This window comes from Paraburkholderia nodosa DSM 21604 (assembly GCF_000519185.1).
GTDB classification, from domain to species: Bacteria; Pseudomonadota; Gammaproteobacteria; order Burkholderiales; family Burkholderiaceae; genus Paraburkholderia; species Paraburkholderia nodosa.
This window is the reverse complement of record NZ_JAFA01000032.1, coordinates 60,825-76,928: the sequence shown is the minus strand read 5'-3', so window position 1 is coordinate 76,928 and position 16,104 is coordinate 60,825. Positions and strand designations below refer to the sequence as shown.

The 16,104-nt window shown below is 63.3% G+C and carries 15 protein-coding genes; 10 read left to right on the top strand and 5 right to left on the bottom strand.

What is annotated here, in order from left to right:
• Positions 1 to 2 precede the first annotated feature (2 nt).
• Positions 3 to 2,192 (top strand): TonB-dependent receptor, encoded by a 2,190-nt coding sequence (locus tag A3CW_RS0133335; RefSeq protein ID WP_028207437.1) that lies wholly within the window; start codon positions 3 to 5, stop codon positions 2,190 to 2,192.
• Between the two features lie 100 nt (positions 2,193 to 2,292).
• Here A3CW_RS0133335 and A3CW_RS0133330 read toward each other — a convergent pair whose 3' ends face one another.
• Both A3CW_RS0133330 and A3CW_RS48330 read right to left on the bottom strand, forming a co-directional pair.
• A complete protein-coding gene (locus A3CW_RS0133330) occupies positions 2,293 to 2,607 on the bottom strand; it encodes a hypothetical protein (protein ID WP_028207436.1) in 315 nt (104 codons plus the stop codon).
• A 168-nt stretch (positions 2,608 to 2,775) separates the two neighbouring features.
• Positions 2,776 to 3,318: a MarR family winged helix-turn-helix transcriptional regulator gene (locus tag A3CW_RS48330; protein WP_051481873.1), complete on the bottom strand. Its 543-nt coding sequence runs from the start codon at positions 3,316 to 3,318 to the stop codon at positions 2,776 to 2,778.
• Between A3CW_RS48330 and A3CW_RS0133320 the strand changes: the two genes are divergently transcribed.
• Complete coding sequence (locus A3CW_RS0133320; protein ID WP_028207435.1) at positions 3,317 to 3,751, top strand: cupin domain-containing protein; 435 nt, start codon at positions 3,317 to 3,319, stop codon at positions 3,749 to 3,751. The two genes, A3CW_RS48330 and A3CW_RS0133320, sit on opposite strands and share 2 nt — an antisense overlap.
• Before the next feature lie 132 nt (positions 3,752 to 3,883).
• Here A3CW_RS0133320 and A3CW_RS0133315 read toward each other — a convergent pair whose 3' ends face one another.
• Positions 3,884 to 4,375 carry an aminoacyl-tRNA deacylase gene (locus A3CW_RS0133315; RefSeq protein ID WP_028207434.1) on the bottom strand — a complete coding sequence of 164 codons (492 nt, stop codon included), beginning with the start codon at positions 4,373 to 4,375 and terminating at the stop codon, positions 3,884 to 3,886.
• A gap of 169 nt (positions 4,376 to 4,544) precedes the next feature.
• On the bottom strand, positions 4,545 to 4,868 hold the full coding sequence (locus tag A3CW_RS0133310; RefSeq protein WP_028207433.1) for a DUF4148 domain-containing protein: 324 nt from the start codon (positions 4,866 to 4,868) through the stop codon (positions 4,545 to 4,547).
• A 196-nt stretch (positions 4,869 to 5,064) separates the two neighbouring features.
• Here A3CW_RS0133310 and A3CW_RS0133305 point away from each other — a divergent pair, with 196 nt between their 5' ends.
• The 8 genes from A3CW_RS0133305 (at position 5,065) to A3CW_RS0133270 (ending at position 15,509) form a co-directional block, all read left to right on the top strand.
• The gene (locus tag A3CW_RS0133305; protein ID WP_028207432.1) at positions 5,065 to 5,754 is read left to right on the top strand and encodes a response regulator transcription factor; all 690 of its coding nucleotides are present in this window, start codon (positions 5,065 to 5,067) and stop codon (positions 5,752 to 5,754) included.
• The gene (locus tag A3CW_RS0133300; RefSeq protein WP_028207431.1) at positions 5,744 to 7,024 is read left to right on the top strand and encodes a sensor histidine kinase; all 1,281 of its coding nucleotides are present in this window, start codon (positions 5,744 to 5,746) and stop codon (positions 7,022 to 7,024) included. The genes A3CW_RS0133305 and A3CW_RS0133300 overlap by 11 nt, the downstream gene beginning before the upstream one ends.
• 115 nt (positions 7,025 to 7,139) lie before the next feature.
• Positions 7,140 to 8,537, top strand: a complete 1,398-nt coding sequence (locus tag A3CW_RS0133295; protein ID WP_028207430.1) for a TolC family protein — start codon at positions 7,140 to 7,142, stop codon at positions 8,535 to 8,537.
• Complete coding sequence (locus A3CW_RS0133290; RefSeq protein ID WP_028207429.1) at positions 8,534 to 9,601, top strand: efflux RND transporter periplasmic adaptor subunit; 1,068 nt, start codon at positions 8,534 to 8,536, stop codon at positions 9,599 to 9,601. The genes A3CW_RS0133295 and A3CW_RS0133290 overlap by 4 nt, the downstream gene beginning before the upstream one ends.
• Before the next feature lie 41 nt (positions 9,602 to 9,642).
• The gene (locus tag A3CW_RS0133285; RefSeq protein WP_028207428.1) at positions 9,643 to 12,756 is read left to right on the top strand and encodes an efflux RND transporter permease subunit; all 3,114 of its coding nucleotides are present in this window, start codon (positions 9,643 to 9,645) and stop codon (positions 12,754 to 12,756) included.
• Positions 12,749 to 13,252: a DUF2127 domain-containing protein gene (locus A3CW_RS0133280; protein ID WP_028207427.1), complete on the top strand. Its 504-nt coding sequence runs from the start codon at positions 12,749 to 12,751 to the stop codon at positions 13,250 to 13,252. Before A3CW_RS0133285 ends, A3CW_RS0133280 begins: the two co-directional genes overlap by 8 nt.
• Positions 13,253 to 13,295: 43 nt before the next feature.
• Positions 13,296 to 14,447, top strand: coding sequence for an MFS transporter (locus A3CW_RS0133275; protein WP_051481872.1), 1,152 nt, complete (start codon positions 13,296 to 13,298; stop codon positions 14,445 to 14,447).
• Between the two features lie 201 nt (positions 14,448 to 14,648).
• Positions 14,649 to 15,509, top strand: a complete 861-nt coding sequence (locus A3CW_RS0133270; protein ID WP_028207425.1) for an enoyl-CoA hydratase/isomerase family protein — start codon at positions 14,649 to 14,651, stop codon at positions 15,507 to 15,509.
• Here A3CW_RS0133270 and A3CW_RS0133265 read toward each other — a convergent pair.
• Positions 15,484 to 16,080, bottom strand: a complete 597-nt coding sequence (locus A3CW_RS0133265) for a TetR/AcrR family transcriptional regulator (RefSeq protein WP_028207424.1) — start codon at positions 16,078 to 16,080, stop codon at positions 15,484 to 15,486. The two genes, A3CW_RS0133270 and A3CW_RS0133265, sit on opposite strands and share 26 nt — an antisense overlap.
• Positions 16,081 to 16,104 lie beyond the last annotated feature (24 nt).

Sequence of the window (16,104 nt, the reverse complement as noted above, 5' to 3'; positions counted from 1 at the left end):
TAATGAAATCGTCCCCATCCAGAATCGCAATCGCTGTATCGATTGCGTTTTCGACGCTGTCGATTTCCAGCGCGGCGAAAGCTCAACAGGCCCAACAAACTCAAACGCCATCCACACTGGATACGGTCGTTGTCCGCGCAACCAGACCGGCGACCGCGCCCGACAACGTCAACGATCCTGACCAGACGGCGGACGTCAGCAAGACCGGAACCCCGATCGGCGACCTGCCCATGACCGTGCAGGAAATCCCCAGCGGGCTGCTCAAGGAGCAAGGCGCCACGAAGCTTCAGCAGAGCCTCAGCAACGCCACCGGTGTGAATTCAGGCGGACCGGATGCCAAGGGCTTCTTCGATCACTTCATGATCCGCGGCCTCCAGGCCCAGATTTACACCGACGGGTTTTCCGACGGAGATCAGGTCAACGGCGTTTCGCATTCGCTGAACGGTGTCGAGCGCATCGAGGTTCTCGAAGGACCGGGTTCGTCACTCTTTGGCAGCGGGCCGCCGGGCGGCACGATCAATATCGTCCATTACACGCCGTCGCCCACGCTCCAATATGGAGGCAGCGTCCAGGCCGGTTCATTCGGCACGGTCTGGGGCAGCGCATATGTCACGGGGCCGACCGGCCTCTCCGGTTTGAACTATCGCGTCGACGCGACGGGTGCAAGATCGGACGGATACCGCAGCTTGTCGTACTGGGACAAGGAGATCCGTCCTGCAGTCGAATGGAAACTCGGCGACCACAAGGTCGACTTTTCGCTCGAGGCGCAAGACTCCCGCTCGACGCCAGATTCATACGGCATCATCTATTACAACGGGACGCCCATCCGGAACGTTCCGTTCGACGCAAAGTATTCGACGCCGTTCGCCTATGCGCGCGCAAGCTACGTTCGCCCGACCCTCACCGACGAGTGGAAGGTCAACGACGTGCTAACGATCAACAACCGGCTGTCGTTCCTGCACCGCTCCCTGGAGTTCTTTGGCAATGGGGATAGTTCAAAGACGACGGTGGTCGGCAACGAGGTCGTCAACCGGCAGTTGCGTCAGCAGAACGATTCGGACAATACGCTCGACTATCAGCTCGAACCGGTGTGGAAGTTCGCAACGGGCAGCGTCAAGCACACGCTGCTGACCGGCTTCGAGTACCAGCATCAGACTATCAATACCGATCGCTCCACGGCGGACCTTCCGAATATCGAAGATGTGTTCGCACCGGTGCCGCCCGAAACTTCGATTGCGAGCCTGCATTTCCTTTGCGATGCGAAGCATTCGTGCGACAACGATCATCTGGTTGCGAACTTCTACAGCCTGTACGCCACCGATCAGGTGGATGCGACCAGCAAGCTGAAGATACGCGTCGGTGTGCGAAAGGACTGGTGGCAAACTTCGCTGACACCGAATATCACAGTGCCTGGCCGGGTGGACAACGAAGGCGTACCGATACTGGCGGGTAATACCTACTCGCGCAATGATGCGCCCGTGAGCTGGAATATCGGCGCGCTTTACAAGCTCACGCCGTGGATGTCGCCGTATTTCGGCATCTCGAAAAGCTATCTGACGAACTTCAACTCGGAGAACACGCAGACGGGCATCGGCGCGCCTGAATCGGCGCTGCAGTACGAGGTAGGCGTCAAGTTTTCATTGCTCGACGGCCAATACGTGCTGAACACGGCACTCTTCGATGTATCGCGCGACAACGTGGCGACGCCGACGACCGTCAACAATATCGAAACCGTCGTGTACGACAGCCAGCACACACAGGGTGGCGAGGCGTCTCTCGATGCAGGCATCACGGATAGCTGGCACGTGATCGCCAATTTCACGGCGCAGCACGCCTATGTCACGAGCAATCCCCAAGGGATAACGGCGGTCGGCCACCGCCCGCAGGACGTGCCCGCGTTCATGGCGAATCTGTGGTCTACCTACACATTCGCGATCGCGGGACATCCCGGATTTCATGTCGGAGCGGGCATCAATTACATGAGCAAGGTGTACAGCGACATCTCGAACATCAATTCGGTGCCATCCTATGTCATCGCCAACGCGGCGATCGGCTATCAGGCGAATCACTGGGGCGTGGATCTCAATGTCCACAATCTGACTAACCGGCGCTACTTCATCGCTGCCAATGAGGCCGGCGCCTATCTTGGCGAGCCCCTTAGCGCGTACGTTACCCTGCACGCGGATTTTTGAGGGAGATCTACGCCAGCGGCGGGGTTAGCTGTTCACCCGGAAGCCCAAGCGCCGCCGACGCCGTTCATAGTGCTATTAGCAGGTACACGGCGTTCGGCCGCTATTGACTGGCTCCCTGCCCAATCCCCGCTTTTTTTTGCGCGTTCTGAAGATCCTGCGGATAGTTCTGATCATTGGCGCGGCCGGGTTGATAGCCCGCAGCTTCAAGCTTCTTCAATTCGGCGTTCTTTTTTGCCCGAGCTTCCTTTCGGGCCTGCTTGCGCTCCGCTTTGGTTGGCTTCGCGGACGACGCGCCCCCCGGCGCTACGGCATTGGCCGCACCCGAAGCGTCGTTCTGCGCGAAGGTTGGTGTGACTGTGCCAATCCCAAGCGATGCCGCGACGAGCAGGGCCGATATTTGTCTGGCGATAGGCATTTTCTCTCTCCTGTTCCCGGTTAATTGATGCGGTCAGGCCCATGGAAGTGGCTCAATGGGAACTACCAAGTATAGGACAGTGAATATCGCGCGAGGCCAGGAGGCATTCCGGGAATGCTTCGGACTTTGGCCCTGCTACTCGCGGCGCCTCGTAGCCGCGCTCGGAAATCAGGAAGGCGCCGCCTCGTTGCCGACGAGCGATCCACCATCGGTCAACTCCTTGAGCACCGCATAGAACGTCTGAAATCGCTTTGCGCCGATCTGCTGCTCCCATTCGCGTTCGATCTGGTGCACCGTGGCACGCTGTATTTCAGCCGCTTTCCAGCCCTTCCCGGTCAGAGAAACGAGGCGCGCAGACGAATCGTCCAGCGCGACCCTCTGCACATAACCCAGCTCTTCGAGTTGCAGCAGCAGGTAGTTCATCGCTTGCTTGGACATGCCAGCGCGCTGCGCCAGGTCGATGGGACGCTCATTCTCTGGAGGCGGAAAACGCAAGACCTTGAAGTGGGCAATCTGGATATCCGCAAAGCCGGCCGAGGCCAATGCCTCACCCAGGCGCTGTTCGACCTGCGTGAGGCAATAGCGCAGCCGGGCCCCGATGAGCGGGTCGTCGGGGCTTGGATCGCCGGAGAATCTCCGGGGAGAAACGGATTGACGTTTGGTGGTCATATAGTAAAGTGACTTTACCATAACACCCTGGAGTTTCGCCATGCACCCGGCGCCTGACGAACTGATCACCATCGGACAACTGTCGATGCGCTTTCTCGTCGATGGCCGGGACACTACGGGCCATATGGCGATGGCGGAAATGATCGTCCAGCCGCACGCGAAAGTCCCGCCCCCTCATCGTCACGTCGATGTTGACGAGACTATCCACGTCCTGGAGGGCTCGCTGACCTATCGGGTCGACGACTGCGTGCGCGTGCTGAACGCGGGCGATTATTGCTTTTCACCGCGCGGCAGCGTTCATCACTTCTCCAATCCGGGCGAAGTCCCCGCTCGCGCGCTCGTAGTGTTTTCGCCAGCCAACATCGGGCCTGACTATTTTCGTGAAGCGGCCGCGGTGTTGGGCGCGGGCGGCCCACCGAACATGGACATGATGAAGGCCGTGATGAACCGCCACGGGATCGAACTGGCATCTTGAGTATTGCGAGGTCGGTGCCGTTAATCGTTGCTTGCGCAACCAGCCATGCACTGCAACGAGCACGCGATCGCCCGGCGCGATGGGGTGAATCCGCACCGCGCCCGCCTGAACACACGCTGTTCGGCTACTCACTCACGCGCGTCCACCCATGCCTCGCATGCGTCTTGCGAAATGGGCTCGCTCCGCGTCGTCCATCAGCGCCAGAAACTGGTCCCCTTCCATATGAACCAGTTCTTCGTGATCGCCCGCCTCGAAGTAAACGTCCGGTTGGCCGGCCAGGTTCGTCTCGAGGTAGGTTTTCATGCCATACGCCGCACAGATCGGCGGCAGCGCCCCTGCATCGCAGTCCTTGAACAGCTCGCGCAGTTCGTCTTCCGTAGCAAGACCGAGCCTGCGCCCTGTCTTGTTCCAAAGCTCGGACAATTGCACGGCATAGGTTGAGGGCAGCACGACGGCCACATAGCCGTGCTCGTCCTCGAGCAGCACCGTTTTTGCAAGGCGGTCGCCGGGAATGTGCGCCGCAGCAGCGCTTTCCATGCTCGAATGACTGTATGGATGGCGCACGATTTCGTAACGCGAGCCCTTGCTGCGCAGGCGCTCCTGCAACGTGGTCGACATCGACATGGCACACCTCCTGTCGAATGCGTAGAAAAAACCAGCCTCCACTAATCCTTTCAGAATAGTTCACTCGCGCGCAAATAGCACGCCGGCACCGACGCCGTGAACCGGCTTTACAAAGATCCGGCAGCAGGACTCCACGTTGTCGCCGGGGAGTGGCGCGAACCCACCTTTCTCACTGGGGTTGGGACTGGTGGCACTCCGTGTTGAACCAATAGTCGACCAGACGCTGCGCCGCCTGTAGATCGTCTGGGTAGTATGGGTCGTCGTACCAGGGCGACGGGTTGTAGCCCGCTTTCCTCAGGGCCGCCAGTTCGCTTTGGTGTTGGGCCATCGTCGGAGGCGCGTTGCTTCTGAGCGCGGCCAGATCACGGCACTCCGTTGGGCTCAGATGTGGCCCGCTTTGTGGCGCGCTTTGTGGCACGCCGCCGACGGCGCATCCAGCCAGCAGAAGTGCCAGCGCGGTCAGCGTCGGGGTGATTTTCAGGAGGCTCTTCATGGCGCATCTCCACGCGTCTGATCGGTGCAGCGCAACCCGGGCTTCTATCGCGCCGCAACTCCATGTTACGTCCATGCGAGCCACCGGGCAGGCGAAGCAGGAACACGAATCAATCGCGACTTTTTCAGCCGCAACGCATGAAAAAACTGCGGTAGCATCAGCGTTCCCGATACCCGAGGGTGACAAACGGATGTCCATGAAGGTGCTCATTGTCGAAGACGATTCTTCGATTGCCGCGAACCTGTATGACTTTCTCGAGACAGGCGGTTACGAGGTCGACGTGGCCTCCAGTGGCAACGCGGGGCTGCAGATGGCGCTCGCCGACTCATGGGACGCCATTTTGCTCGATCTGTCACTGCCGGGCATGGATGGGCTCACGCTCTGCCGCAGGCTGCGCGAGGAGGCGGGCCGGGACACACCGGTGCTCATGCTGACCGCGCGCGACGCGCTTGACGACAAGCTCGCGGGATTCGTGCACGGCGCCGATGATTACCTGGTCAAACCGTTCTCCCTGAAGGAAGTGGGCGCACGGCTTGGCGCCATGATCAAGCGCTATCGCGGCCAGGTCGCCACCATGGATCTCCGGTTTGCGGATGTACGCCTCGACCTGTCAACGATGACCGTCGAACGCGCCGGACGCCCGGTCAAGCTACCGCCCAAATGCCTTCATCTACTGCGTATCCTGATGCAGTCGCCCCATCGCACCTTCACCCGCGCCGAGCTCGAGTCCGAAGTCTGGGGAGAAGAGCTGCCGGACAGCGACACGCTGCGCACGCACATCTATACACTGCGCCGGGCGCTCTGCGGGCCTGCTGAAGCGGATGTGATTGAAACGCTGCATGGCGTCGGTTACCGGCTCACCGCAGGCGATGATGATGCGAAATAGCCTGCGATTCAAGGTCGCCCTGTTCTTTTCGGTGCTGACCATCGCGCTGCTGGTCGCCCAGGCGCTGGGCGTACGCGCACTGGCCGAAGCGCAGGAAGAGAGGCTGATCGCGGCGCTCATCCGTGACGACATGGCGAGTGTGCTCAAGAGCTACCAGGCCAATCCGGCGTTGCTGCCACCCTTCGACGTACGACTGAATGGCTATGTTTCAGGCGCGGACCGCCTGTCCGTGGCCCTGCCCGAAACCGTCAGGAACCTGTCTTTCGGTACGCACGAAATCATTATCGACGAACGGGAGATCCACGTCGCGATTGCGTCCCTCGGCACGGCACGCCTGTACCGGGTCTATAACTTCAACCTCTACGAGAAGCATTTCAAGGAAGTCATCAACGCCCTGATGGGCGGCACGGGCATCTTTGCACTCCTGACGATCTGGCTGTCCTTTGGTCTTTCCGGACTGCTGGTGCGGCAGGTCGCGGGACTCGCCCGGCAGGTCAAGACACTGCGGCTGGGTGAATCGGCCGCGATCCATCCTGGCAAATACGACGAAACGGAACTCGTCGGACTTGTGGAGGCGTTCAACGACTACAACCGGCGCATGGCCGACATGATGGCGCGCGAGAAGGAGTTTACGGGCAATGTCAGCCACGAACTGCGCACGCCGCTCACGACCATCAAGACAAGCTGCGAACTGCTCGAGCAGGATACGGCGATCCAGGGAAAATCGCGCGCACGTCTGCAGCAGATCGAGCGGGCAGCGGACAACATGCGCGAACTCGCCAACGCGTTGCTCATGCTCGCGCGGGAGGACTCAGCGCGCGAGGTCGAGCCGGTGGCCGTGGCGAAGATGATCGAAACCGCGTTGATACCGTTTTCCGCCCAACTCGCGCAAAAGGGACTCGAGTCGGTCATCGATATCGACGGCGAACTTCGTGTCGTGGCGAATCGCCCGGCGCTTGCGATCGTGCTATCCAACGTCATCGACAATGCCGTCCGGCATACCGACCACGGAAGCCTGCACTTTCGCTACGCCAACGGCTGGCTCTACATCGAGGACACGGGACCAGGTATTCCGGCGCACGTGATCCCGCATGTCTTTGACCGGTTCTACCAGGCTGCCTCGCCCGACACCCCGACGCCAGGGGGCGGGATCGGCCTGTCTATCGTCAGGAAGCTGTGCGAGCGCTACGGGTGGTCAATCGAAATTGGCAGCGAGCCCGGCAAGGGAACCAGCGTGTCGCTTCGGCTGCCGGCTGCGAGCCGGACCTGAGCCCGTTTCACCCGCATCGGGTGGGTTCTTGACGAAAACTTCACAACCGGTGGCGTAGCCTCCAACCCGAAAGTCGCTCGAGTGGGCGGCACCTCGTCCGGGATGGAATGCCAGAATGCGCCGCGCGTTGTCGATTGTCTTCCTCGTATTGACCGGCGTGACCGGTTGTACGACCTATCATCCCCAGCCAATCGCCCCCGACCAGCTTGCCCGGCAATTCGAGCAGCGCTCGCTTGCCAGCGAGGAACTGCACGCCGGGATCGCGCGCGAAGCCGGCCATGATGTCACCCCGTGGCCGCCGGCAGCCTGGAACCGCGAGCTGCTTACCCTGGCGGCCATCTACTACAGCCCTGCTCTCGACCTGGCCCGTGCGCAATGGGGCACGGTCAAGGCCGGCATCGATGTCGCCAACGCGATTCCCAACCCCGTCCTGCAGTTGCCGTTCCAGTTCAACACGCCCAACCCGGGGCCCGGGGCGCCCTTCACCTGGGGTCCTTCGCTCGATATTCCGATCGAGACCGCGCACAAGCGCGGCTATCGCGTCGACCAGGCGAGCCACCTTTCTGAAGCTGCCCGGCTGAACATCGTCACCGCAACATGGACGGTCCGTGCGCAGGTCAGGGACGCCATGCTCGCCCTTTATGCCGCGCGGACGCGCATCGCCTTCCTGTCCACAAAAGCCGAAGCCCAGCGGCAGATCACGGTCATGAGCCGCCACCGTCTCGCAGTCGGCCAGTACTCTGAGCCCGACGTCGATGCGGCGGTGCTTGCCGACACCCAGGCCCAGAGCGATCTGGTCGCCGCGCGCACTGCCGAAGAAGACGCGCGCGCGCAACTGGCCGCCGCCATCGGCGTGCCGGTCACCGCGGTCGACGGCGTGACGCTCGACCTGAGCGACTTCGGCACGGCCGCCCCTGCGCCACCGGCGGCGGACGCGCAGCGCGCCGCGATCTTCCATCGCGCCGATCTGCGCGCCTCGCTGGCCGAGTACGCCGCGGCCGAATCGGCGCTTCGGCTCGAGGTCGCGAAACAGTATCCGGACATCCATCTCGGTCCCGGCTACACCTACGACACCGGCACCAACAAGATCGCCTTCGGACTGGCCGGCATCACGTTACCGATCTTCGACCAGAACCAGGGGGGCATCAAACAGGCCGAGGCCAAACGCAAGGAAGCAGCGGTGCGCACCGGCGCGCTGCAGGACAGGATCATCGGCGACCTCGCGCACGCCCTGGCGCGCTATCAGGCGAGCGGCGAGGCGCTGCAGGTCTCCGACGCCCATCTGGCGAGCGCCCGCCGCCAGCTCGACAGCCAGGCGGCCGCATTCGCGAGCGGCAATGCGGACCGGCTGACCTACACACAGGCGAAAGCCGACTATCAAACGAGTGAAACCGCCCATCTCGACGCCGAAGTCGCCGTCCAGCAGGCTGCAGGCGCACTCGAAGATGCGATGCAGTTACCTCTCGTCCACGAGGCAAGGAGCCCTATGCTCAGTGAGCGGACAACACGATGAAATTCCGGCTGATCCTCCTTATCGTCCTTTCGCTGGCCCTCTGCGCCGGCGCAGGCGGGTACATCATCAACCAGGCGTTCGACGACGCCGGTGCATCGACAGCCACCGCAGCGCCATCTGCACCGCAGGCCGCGGTGCAGACGGTCAACGGCGAAACGGTCCTGGTCGTGAGCCCCGACGCGCAGCGCGCCGGCCACATCGAAGTCGCGCCGCTCGCGGCCGTCACGAGCCAGTCCGGCATCAGCGCGGATGCCATGGTCATCGATCTGCAACCGCTCTTCGATCTGCGCAACCGCCTCGCCAGCGCACGCGCCGACGTCGACACGTTCGCCGCGCAGGCAGCCAGTTCACGCACGCAGTACGAGGGCAGCCGTACGCTCTTCGCCGACGACCGCAATGTTTCGCAGAAGACTCTCCAGGCCGCGCAGGCGACGATGCAAGGCGATGCGGCCAAACTGCAATCCGCCCGGGTCACGCTGAACGGTCTTGACGGCACGATGCGGCAGCGGTTCGGCGATGCACTCACGAACGCTGCAACGGCGCCGGCCTCGACGCTGTTTCAGCACCTCCAGGCGGGTCAGTCGGTTGTGCTGCGCGTGACGTTGCCATCCAGCTTCGGCAAGACGCCGCCCGAGACCATTGCGGTCGATACACCCAGCGGCGTCACGGTGCCCGCCCTGAGGCTGTCCGTTTCACCCCTCGCCGATCCGGCCGTACAGGGCACGCCATGGCTATACGTCGCGGGCAGCGCGCTGCCCGCGAACCTGCGCACGAGCGCGCGCGTGCCGACATCGAACGAAGCGGTTTCGGGGCTGCTGATCCCCGAGCAGGCCGTGGTGTGGTACGGCGGCCAGACCTGGGCATACGTGCGCACGGCGCACGACCGCTTCACGCGGCGCTACGTGCCGGCGGCCAACGAGGGCGATCACGGTTTCATGGTGACGTCTGGCTTCCAGGCGGGTGACCCGATCGTGACGCAGGGCGCGCAACTGCTGCTCTCCGAAGAGATCAAGCCACAGGGCATCGGCACTGCCTGCAAGGATCCGCCCGAGTGTGACGACTGAGCCTCGCATGCCTCGCCCAGAACAACGCCACACATCGCCCCATGCTTGACGCAATCATCCGCTTTTCGCTGCGCTTTCGCGGCGTCATTTTCTCGCTGGCCGTCATGGTGGCTGGCTACGGGCTCTTTTCGCTCACGCGCGCCAAGCTCGACGTCTTTCCCGAGTTCGCACCGCCGATGAGCATCGTGCAGACGGCCGCGCCAGGCATGACGAGCGAACAGGTGGAGACCCTCGTGACACAGCCGGCTGAAAATGCCCTCGGCGGCATGACCGGCCTGCAGTCGATCCGCTCGCGGTCCATGCAGGGCCTCTCCTCGGTCACGCTCGTGTTCGATGACCATGTCAACGTGATGCAGGTCCGGCAACTCGTTACCGAGCGAATCAGCGGTCTCGCGGGCGCGCTGCCGGCGGGTGTTGCGGCGCCCCAACTCCTGCCGCTCACGACGACGACGAGCGTCGTGCGCACCATCGGCCTGACGTCGAAAACGCGCTCGCTCGCAGACCTCTACGACATCGCGCAGTGGACCGTCAAACCGCCGTTGCTGGGTACGCGAGGCGTGGCCGATGTGATCGTATTCGGCGGTGAGACGCGCCAGATGCAGATCCAGGTCGACCCCGCGAAGCTGATGCGCTACGGCCAGTCGATGCAGGATGTCATTGCCGCGGCGCGCCAGGCCACAGGCGTGCGCGGCGCCGGGTTCATCGAGAACAGCAATCAGCGCATCGCCGTCAACGCCGATGGCCAGATCGCGACGCCACAGAAACTCGCCGGTGTCGTGCTGCGCTCCAGCAACGGCGCAGCGGTTCGCCTTGGCGACGTCGCCAGCGTGACCTGGGGCAACGCACCCGCCGTTGGTGCCGCATCGATCATGGGCAAGCCCGGTGTGATGGTCGTGATGGAAAGCCAGTACGGAACCAACACGATGGCGGTGACGCGCGACATCGAAAAGACACTCGCCGGGCTTGCGCCGGTGCTCGCCCGTCAGGGCGTGGACGTGAACACGAACGTCTTCCGGCCCGCCAACTTCATCGAGACCTCCGTCGGCCACCTGCGCATGGCGCTTATCGTCGGCGCATTGCTGGTCGTCGCGGTGCTGTTCCTGTTTCTGCTCAACGTACGTACCGCCGTGATCTCTGCCGTCGCGATTCCCATGTCGCTGCTGGTCGCGATCATCGTGCTCACGTCGTTCGGGGTCAGCCTCAACACGATGACCCTGGGCGGCCTCGCCATCGCTCTCGGCGAAGTGGTCGACGATGCGATCATCGACGTCGAGAACATCTACCGCCGCCTGCGTGAAAACCGCACGCTGCGCGAGCCGCTCCCGGCCTTTCGCGTCGTGCTGCGTGCCTCTCTCGAAGTGCGCAGTGCCGTGGTCTTCGCCACCTTCATCGTGATGCTGATCTTCCTGCCCGTGCTCACGCTCACGGGTATCGGTGGACGGCTCTTTGCCCCGCTGGGCATCGCCTATATTCTCGCCGTGCTCGCGTCGCTGGGCGTCGCGCTGACGCTCACGCCCGCGATGGCGCTCGCCCTGCTGGCGAAGGGACCGTTGCCCGAGCGGGAGCCACGCCTGATCGGGCGCCTCAAGACACGTTACATCGCACTGCTGACGAAGGTCGAGCAACACGTGAAGGGAGTCATGGTCATCGTCGCGGTAATGTGCGCCGCGGCGCTCGCGTGTCTGCCCTTCATGAGCGGGAGTTTCATTCCGCAACTGCGGGAAGGCCACTACACCGTTCACATGGGGCTCGCGCCGGGCGCCTCGCTTGCCGAATCGATGCGCATCGGCACCCAGGTCTCGCAGGCGCTGCTGCAGGTGCCGGGCGTGCGACTCGTGGCGCAGCGCGCCGGCCGCGCGAACGGTGTGGTCGACCCGACCGGCGTGCAGCTCTCGGAATTCGAAGTCGATCTGAAGCCGATGGGCGCATCGGGCCAGAGCTGGGCGCTCTACAGGATTCGCCAGGCGCTGGCGCGCTTTCCGGGCCTCTCCACCTCGGTCAACACGTTCCTCGAGGAACGCATCGACGAAACCATTTCGGGGACGACAGCCCCCGTGGTCGTGAATGTCTTCGGCAACGATCTCGACGTCATCGATCGCACGGCGCAGCAGGTCGCTCAACTCATCGGTACGATCCACGGCGTTGCCAGTGTGCGGGTGGATTCTCCCCCCGGGATTCCCGAACTCGATGTAAGGCTCAATCCCGACGCACTGAGCCGCTGGGGCTTTCGCCCCGTGGAAGTGCTCGATGCGATCCAGGCCGCCTATGCCGGCGTGACCGTCTCGCAGATTTACGAGGGCAGTCGCACCTACGACGTCGCAGTCGTGCTCGATCCGGCACAGCGCAGGTCGATCAGCGGCGTGGGCAAACTCATGGTGCGCAACGCCGATGGCTTTGCTGTGCCGCTAACCTCGCTCGCGACGATCCGTCAGGTCGCCGGCCGCTACCAGATCACGCACGACGGTGGCCAGCGCGTGCAGACGGTGTCGGTCAATCTCGGCAGCCGGCCGGTCAGCGACTTCGTAAAGGAAGCGCAGGCGCGTGTGAATCGCGAGATCAGGATGCCTGCGGGCACCTATGCCGTTTTCAGCGGAGAGAGCGAAGCACGCGCGCAGTCGCAGCGCGATCTGCTCGCGTACGGCGGGATCGCGCTGGTGGGCATCGAATTGCTGCTGTTCATGGCGCTGAAGAACCGGCGCGCCGTGCTGCTGGTGATGATCAACCTGCCCTTCGCACTGGTGGGCGGCGTCCTGGGCGTGGTCCTCAGCGGCGGGAACCTGTCGCTTGGCAGCATGGTGGGCTTCGTCACGCTGCTCGGCATTTCGCTGCGCAACTCGATCATGCTGATCAGCCACTACGAGCATCTGGTGTACACCGACGGACTGGCCTGGGAGATGAGCACCGCGGTGCGTGGCGCGTCGGAACGGCTGGTGCCGATCCTCATGACTGCGCTGGTTACTGCGCTAGCGCTCGCACCGCTCGCTGCGACGAGTGGCGCACCGGGCAACGAAATCGAAGGCCCCATGGCGATCGTCATTCTTGGCGGGCTCATCACCTCGACCGCACTGAATCTGATCGTGCTGCCCACGCTGGCCTTGCGTTACGGGCGCTTCGCGCGCGAGGAAGTCGCCGAACCGGGGACAGCGAATGGGTGAGCCGGGTAAAAGGGGGTTGCTCGGTGAAAGGAACCTGCACCTGCTGTTTGAGTTGACCCTCGGCTTCAAGGCAGTCTTCGCGCTTGCAGAAATTGTCGCCGGCGTCGCCACATACCTTGTGCCGCAGCGGTATTTCCTGGCGCTTGCGCTGTGGGTCACCCGCGACGAGTTCGCCGAAGATCCGCACGATCTGTTAGCAAATTTTCTTCTTCACACCGTGCAACACCTGTCCGTCGATGCGCAGCGATTCGCGGGGCTCTATCTGCTTGCTCATGGGGTGATAAAGTTGTGGCTCGTGGCCGGCTTGCTACGCGAACGACTCTGGTACTTTCCTGTCTCGCTCGTGGTCTTCGCGCTGTTTATTGCCTACCAGGCCTACCGCTTCACCTACACCCATTCGGTCTGGTTGCTGCTGGTGACGGCATTGGACATTATCGTCATCGCCCTCACGTGGCATGAGTACACGTATCTCCGGAGCCAGCGAAGTGCTGCCTGAGACGCCCGCTACCTCACGCATCCCCATTCCCCGCGCGGTACGCATGCTGGGATACGTGAGCCTTTTCATGGACCTTTCTTCCGAACTCATTCACGCGCTGCTACCCCTCTTCCTCGTCACCACGATGGGCATGAGCGTGAGCGCGCTGGGCTTGCTCGAAGGGGCCGCCGAAGCGACGGCGATGATCGTCAGGATCTTCTCGGGCCCCGTGAGCGACTGGCTTGGCAAGCGCAAGGCGTTGTTGCTGCTCGGCTATGGACTAGGGGCGCTGTCCAAGCCGCTTTTTCCGCTGGCGCACACGCCCGCGCTGGTCGCGGCGGCGCGCCTCATCGATCGCGCCGGCAAGGGAATTCGCGGTGCGCCGCGTGACGCGCTCCTCGCAGATGTCGCACCACCGGAGATTCGCGGCGCGTGTTATGGGCTCAGACAGTCGATGGATACGATCGGCGCGTTCGCAGGGCCACTCGTGGCCATCGTGCTGATGCTGCGCTTCTCGGATCACATCCGCGCCGTCCTCTGGTTCGCCGTCGTGCCAGCCGTCATCGCGGTCGGCCTGATCGTGTTCGGCATCGAGGAGCCGGCCCATGAACACGAGACCCGCAGCTTCCGGTCACCGCTGCGCTGGGAGGCGCTGCGGGAATTTCCGCGGCGCTACTGGTTCGTGGTCGCGATTGGCGCGACCTTCACCCTCACGCGCTTCAGCGAAGCATTCCTTGTATTGCGCGCGCAGCAGACGGGAATCGATATCGCGTGGATTCCCGGCGTCATGGTGGTGATGAGTCTCGCGTATGCACTCAGCGCGTACCCCGCGGGCGCGCTGTCCGATCGAACCGACCGCCGTGTTTTGCTTGCGCTCGGCATCGTCATACTGATCGCGGCGGATCTGGTGCTCGGCGCGAGTGCATCGATCATCACCGTGCTCATCGGCGTCGCGCTGTGGGGCCTGCACATGGGGTTCACGCAAGGCATTCTCGCCGCGATGGTTGCCGAAACCGCGCCGCAGTCGCTCAGGGGCACGGCGTTCGGCGTCTTCAATCTCGCAAGCGGCATCTGCCTGCTGTTTGCAAGCGTCATCGCCGGCTGGTTGTGGGATCGGCACGGCGCGTCCACCACATTCCTCGCCGGCGCCGTCCTGGCAATCCTCCCCCTCGTAATGTGCCGATTCGCACCGCGCCTCGCGAAGCTCAAATCCTGAGTCGGCCTTGTGGCGACCGCGACGATTTAATCGAAGCGTTTATTTACGCGCGTGCGGTAGGCACTTCTTTTTCTGAGCCCGAACTGCGGGACGCACGCTGAGAGGATTTCGTAATTGGGCCGACCTACGATATGACTGAGGCGCGCCCCGATCCCCCCTTGAACGCAACGCTGGTCTACTCATCGCCTGAGGAGAAGCACCATGCCCGACACTTCGCAGCTCGACATCGACCGAACCGATCCGGGCCGATGGACAGTCACCTTCAGCAACCCGCCGATCAACATGTTTGTTCCCGCAACGATCATCGAATTTGGCGCGCTAATGACCGACCTCGATGCAGACCCTTCCGTGAAGGTCGTAGTGTTCCAGTCGGCGAATCCGGATTTTTTCGTTGCCCATCTCGACGTAGCCAAAGCAGCCGGGCAGCCGGAGGTGCTGGTTCTTTGGCGCGACTTCGTGCTGCGCCTGGCGTCCGCACCTGTTGTGAGCATCGCCAGGATTCGGGGGCGCACGCGCGGCATCGGTAACGAGTTCGTGCTGGCCTGCGACATGCGTTTCGCCAGTCGGCAGAACGCAATATTCGGCAACCCGGAGGTCGGCGTTGGCCTGGTCCCGGCCGGCGGAGCGCTGGAATGGCTCCCGCGCCTGGTCGGCCGTTCGCGGGCACTTGAGTTTGTTCTCAGCGCCGACGATTTCGACGCCGACCTCGCCGAACGCTATGGCTGGGTGAACCGTACGCTGGATGACGGCGCCCTCGACGCCTTTGTCGATACGCTCGCCCAACGTCTGGCCACGTTCGACCGCGAAACGCTCGGCGCGGCGAAGGCCCAGATCAATCGTTTCGGACTGCCGACTGCTGCCGAACTCCAGTCGAGCATCGACCTGTTCTTCCCGGCTCTGGCCTCGCCAGCTGGGCAGGCCCGCCGCGCCAAGCTCCGTGGCCTGGCCTACGGCGTTCCGAGCGACTTCGAAATGAACTTCGGCAGGTACCTGCCTACGCTAGGGCAAGCAGGCGACGATCACGCAGACCCGCCGCTCACCGGCGCGCACGATCCGGCGTGAGCGGGTCGTCGAGCGCATCGACGAGCGTCCGCCGGCCTGCGTCGAGGATTTCGTCGGCAAAGGCCGGATCGGTTTCTGCGACAGCACGCGACAGCACGAGCGCCCCCACCATCTGGTTGAACGCTGCAATCGCAGCGCGACGGGTTTGTTGCGCCGTCGCGCCGTCCGTGGCGATCATCGCAGCCAGCCGGTCGAGATACACGGCGAGGCCACGCGCATAGGTCGCACGCGCCGCGTCGGTCATGCGGGGAGCGTCGCCAGCGAAGCCGGACAGCGGGCATCCGGCCTCGACGTTGTCGCGGTGCGAGGTCGACAGGTAGCGCGCCGCCTGCTTCGCCACGCTGCCGGCGTTCGGCGAATCGGCATAGTCTTGCATCGCCTTGTCCATCACCGCGGCGACCAGCGCGTCCTTCGACTTGAAGTGGTTGTAGAAGCCGCCCTGCGTGAAGCCGGCTTCCTTCATCAGTTCCGCAAGCCCGACGGCGTCGACGCCGCGCGCCCGGAACAGCCTCTCTGCAGCCGCGACGATCGCGCTCCGGTTCTCGGCGGCCTGCTGTCTTGACACACCCATCGATCCCTCCCTTATACAGGCGAT

Excerpts from the sequence above, each read along its gene's own strand:
- A3CW_RS0133335 (WP_028207437.1), top strand. The coding sequence starts at position 3 with ATGAAATCGTCCCCATCCAGAATCGCAATCGCTGTATCGATTGCGTTT.
- A3CW_RS0133330 (WP_028207436.1), bottom strand. The coding sequence starts at position 2,607 with ATGCCTATCGCCAGACAAATATCGGCCCTGCTCGTCGCGGCATCGCTT.
- A3CW_RS0133320 (WP_028207435.1), top strand. The coding sequence starts at position 3,317 with ATGCACCCGGCGCCTGACGAACTGATCACCATCGGACAACTGTCGATG.
- A3CW_RS48330 (WP_051481873.1), bottom strand. The coding sequence starts at position 3,318 with ATGGCGAAACTCCAGGGTGTTATGGTAAAGTCACTTTACTATATGACC.
- A3CW_RS0133315 (WP_028207434.1), bottom strand. The coding sequence starts at position 4,375 with ATGTCGATGTCGACCACGTTGCAGGAGCGCCTGCGCAGCAAGGGCTCG.
- A3CW_RS0133310 (WP_028207433.1), bottom strand. The coding sequence starts at position 4,868 with ATGAAGAGCCTCCTGAAAATCACCCCGACGCTGACCGCGCTGGCACTT.
- A3CW_RS0133305 (WP_028207432.1), top strand. The coding sequence starts at position 5,065 with ATGAAGGTGCTCATTGTCGAAGACGATTCTTCGATTGCCGCGAACCTG.
- A3CW_RS0133300 (WP_028207431.1), top strand. The coding sequence starts at position 5,744 with ATGCGAAATAGCCTGCGATTCAAGGTCGCCCTGTTCTTTTCGGTGCTG.
- A3CW_RS0133295 (WP_028207430.1), top strand. The coding sequence starts at position 7,140 with ATGCGCCGCGCGTTGTCGATTGTCTTCCTCGTATTGACCGGCGTGACC.
- A3CW_RS0133290 (WP_028207429.1), top strand. The coding sequence starts at position 8,534 with ATGAAATTCCGGCTGATCCTCCTTATCGTCCTTTCGCTGGCCCTCTGC.
- A3CW_RS0133285 (WP_028207428.1), top strand. The coding sequence starts at position 9,643 with ATGCTTGACGCAATCATCCGCTTTTCGCTGCGCTTTCGCGGCGTCATT.
- A3CW_RS0133280 (WP_028207427.1), top strand. The coding sequence starts at position 12,749 with ATGGGTGAGCCGGGTAAAAGGGGGTTGCTCGGTGAAAGGAACCTGCAC.
- A3CW_RS0133275 (WP_051481872.1), top strand. The coding sequence starts at position 13,296 with ATGCTGGGATACGTGAGCCTTTTCATGGACCTTTCTTCCGAACTCATT.
- A3CW_RS0133270 (WP_028207425.1), top strand. The coding sequence starts at position 14,649 with ATGCCCGACACTTCGCAGCTCGACATCGACCGAACCGATCCGGGCCGA.
- A3CW_RS0133265 (WP_028207424.1), bottom strand. The coding sequence starts at position 16,080 with ATGGGTGTGTCAAGACAGCAGGCCGCCGAGAACCGGAGCGCGATCGTC.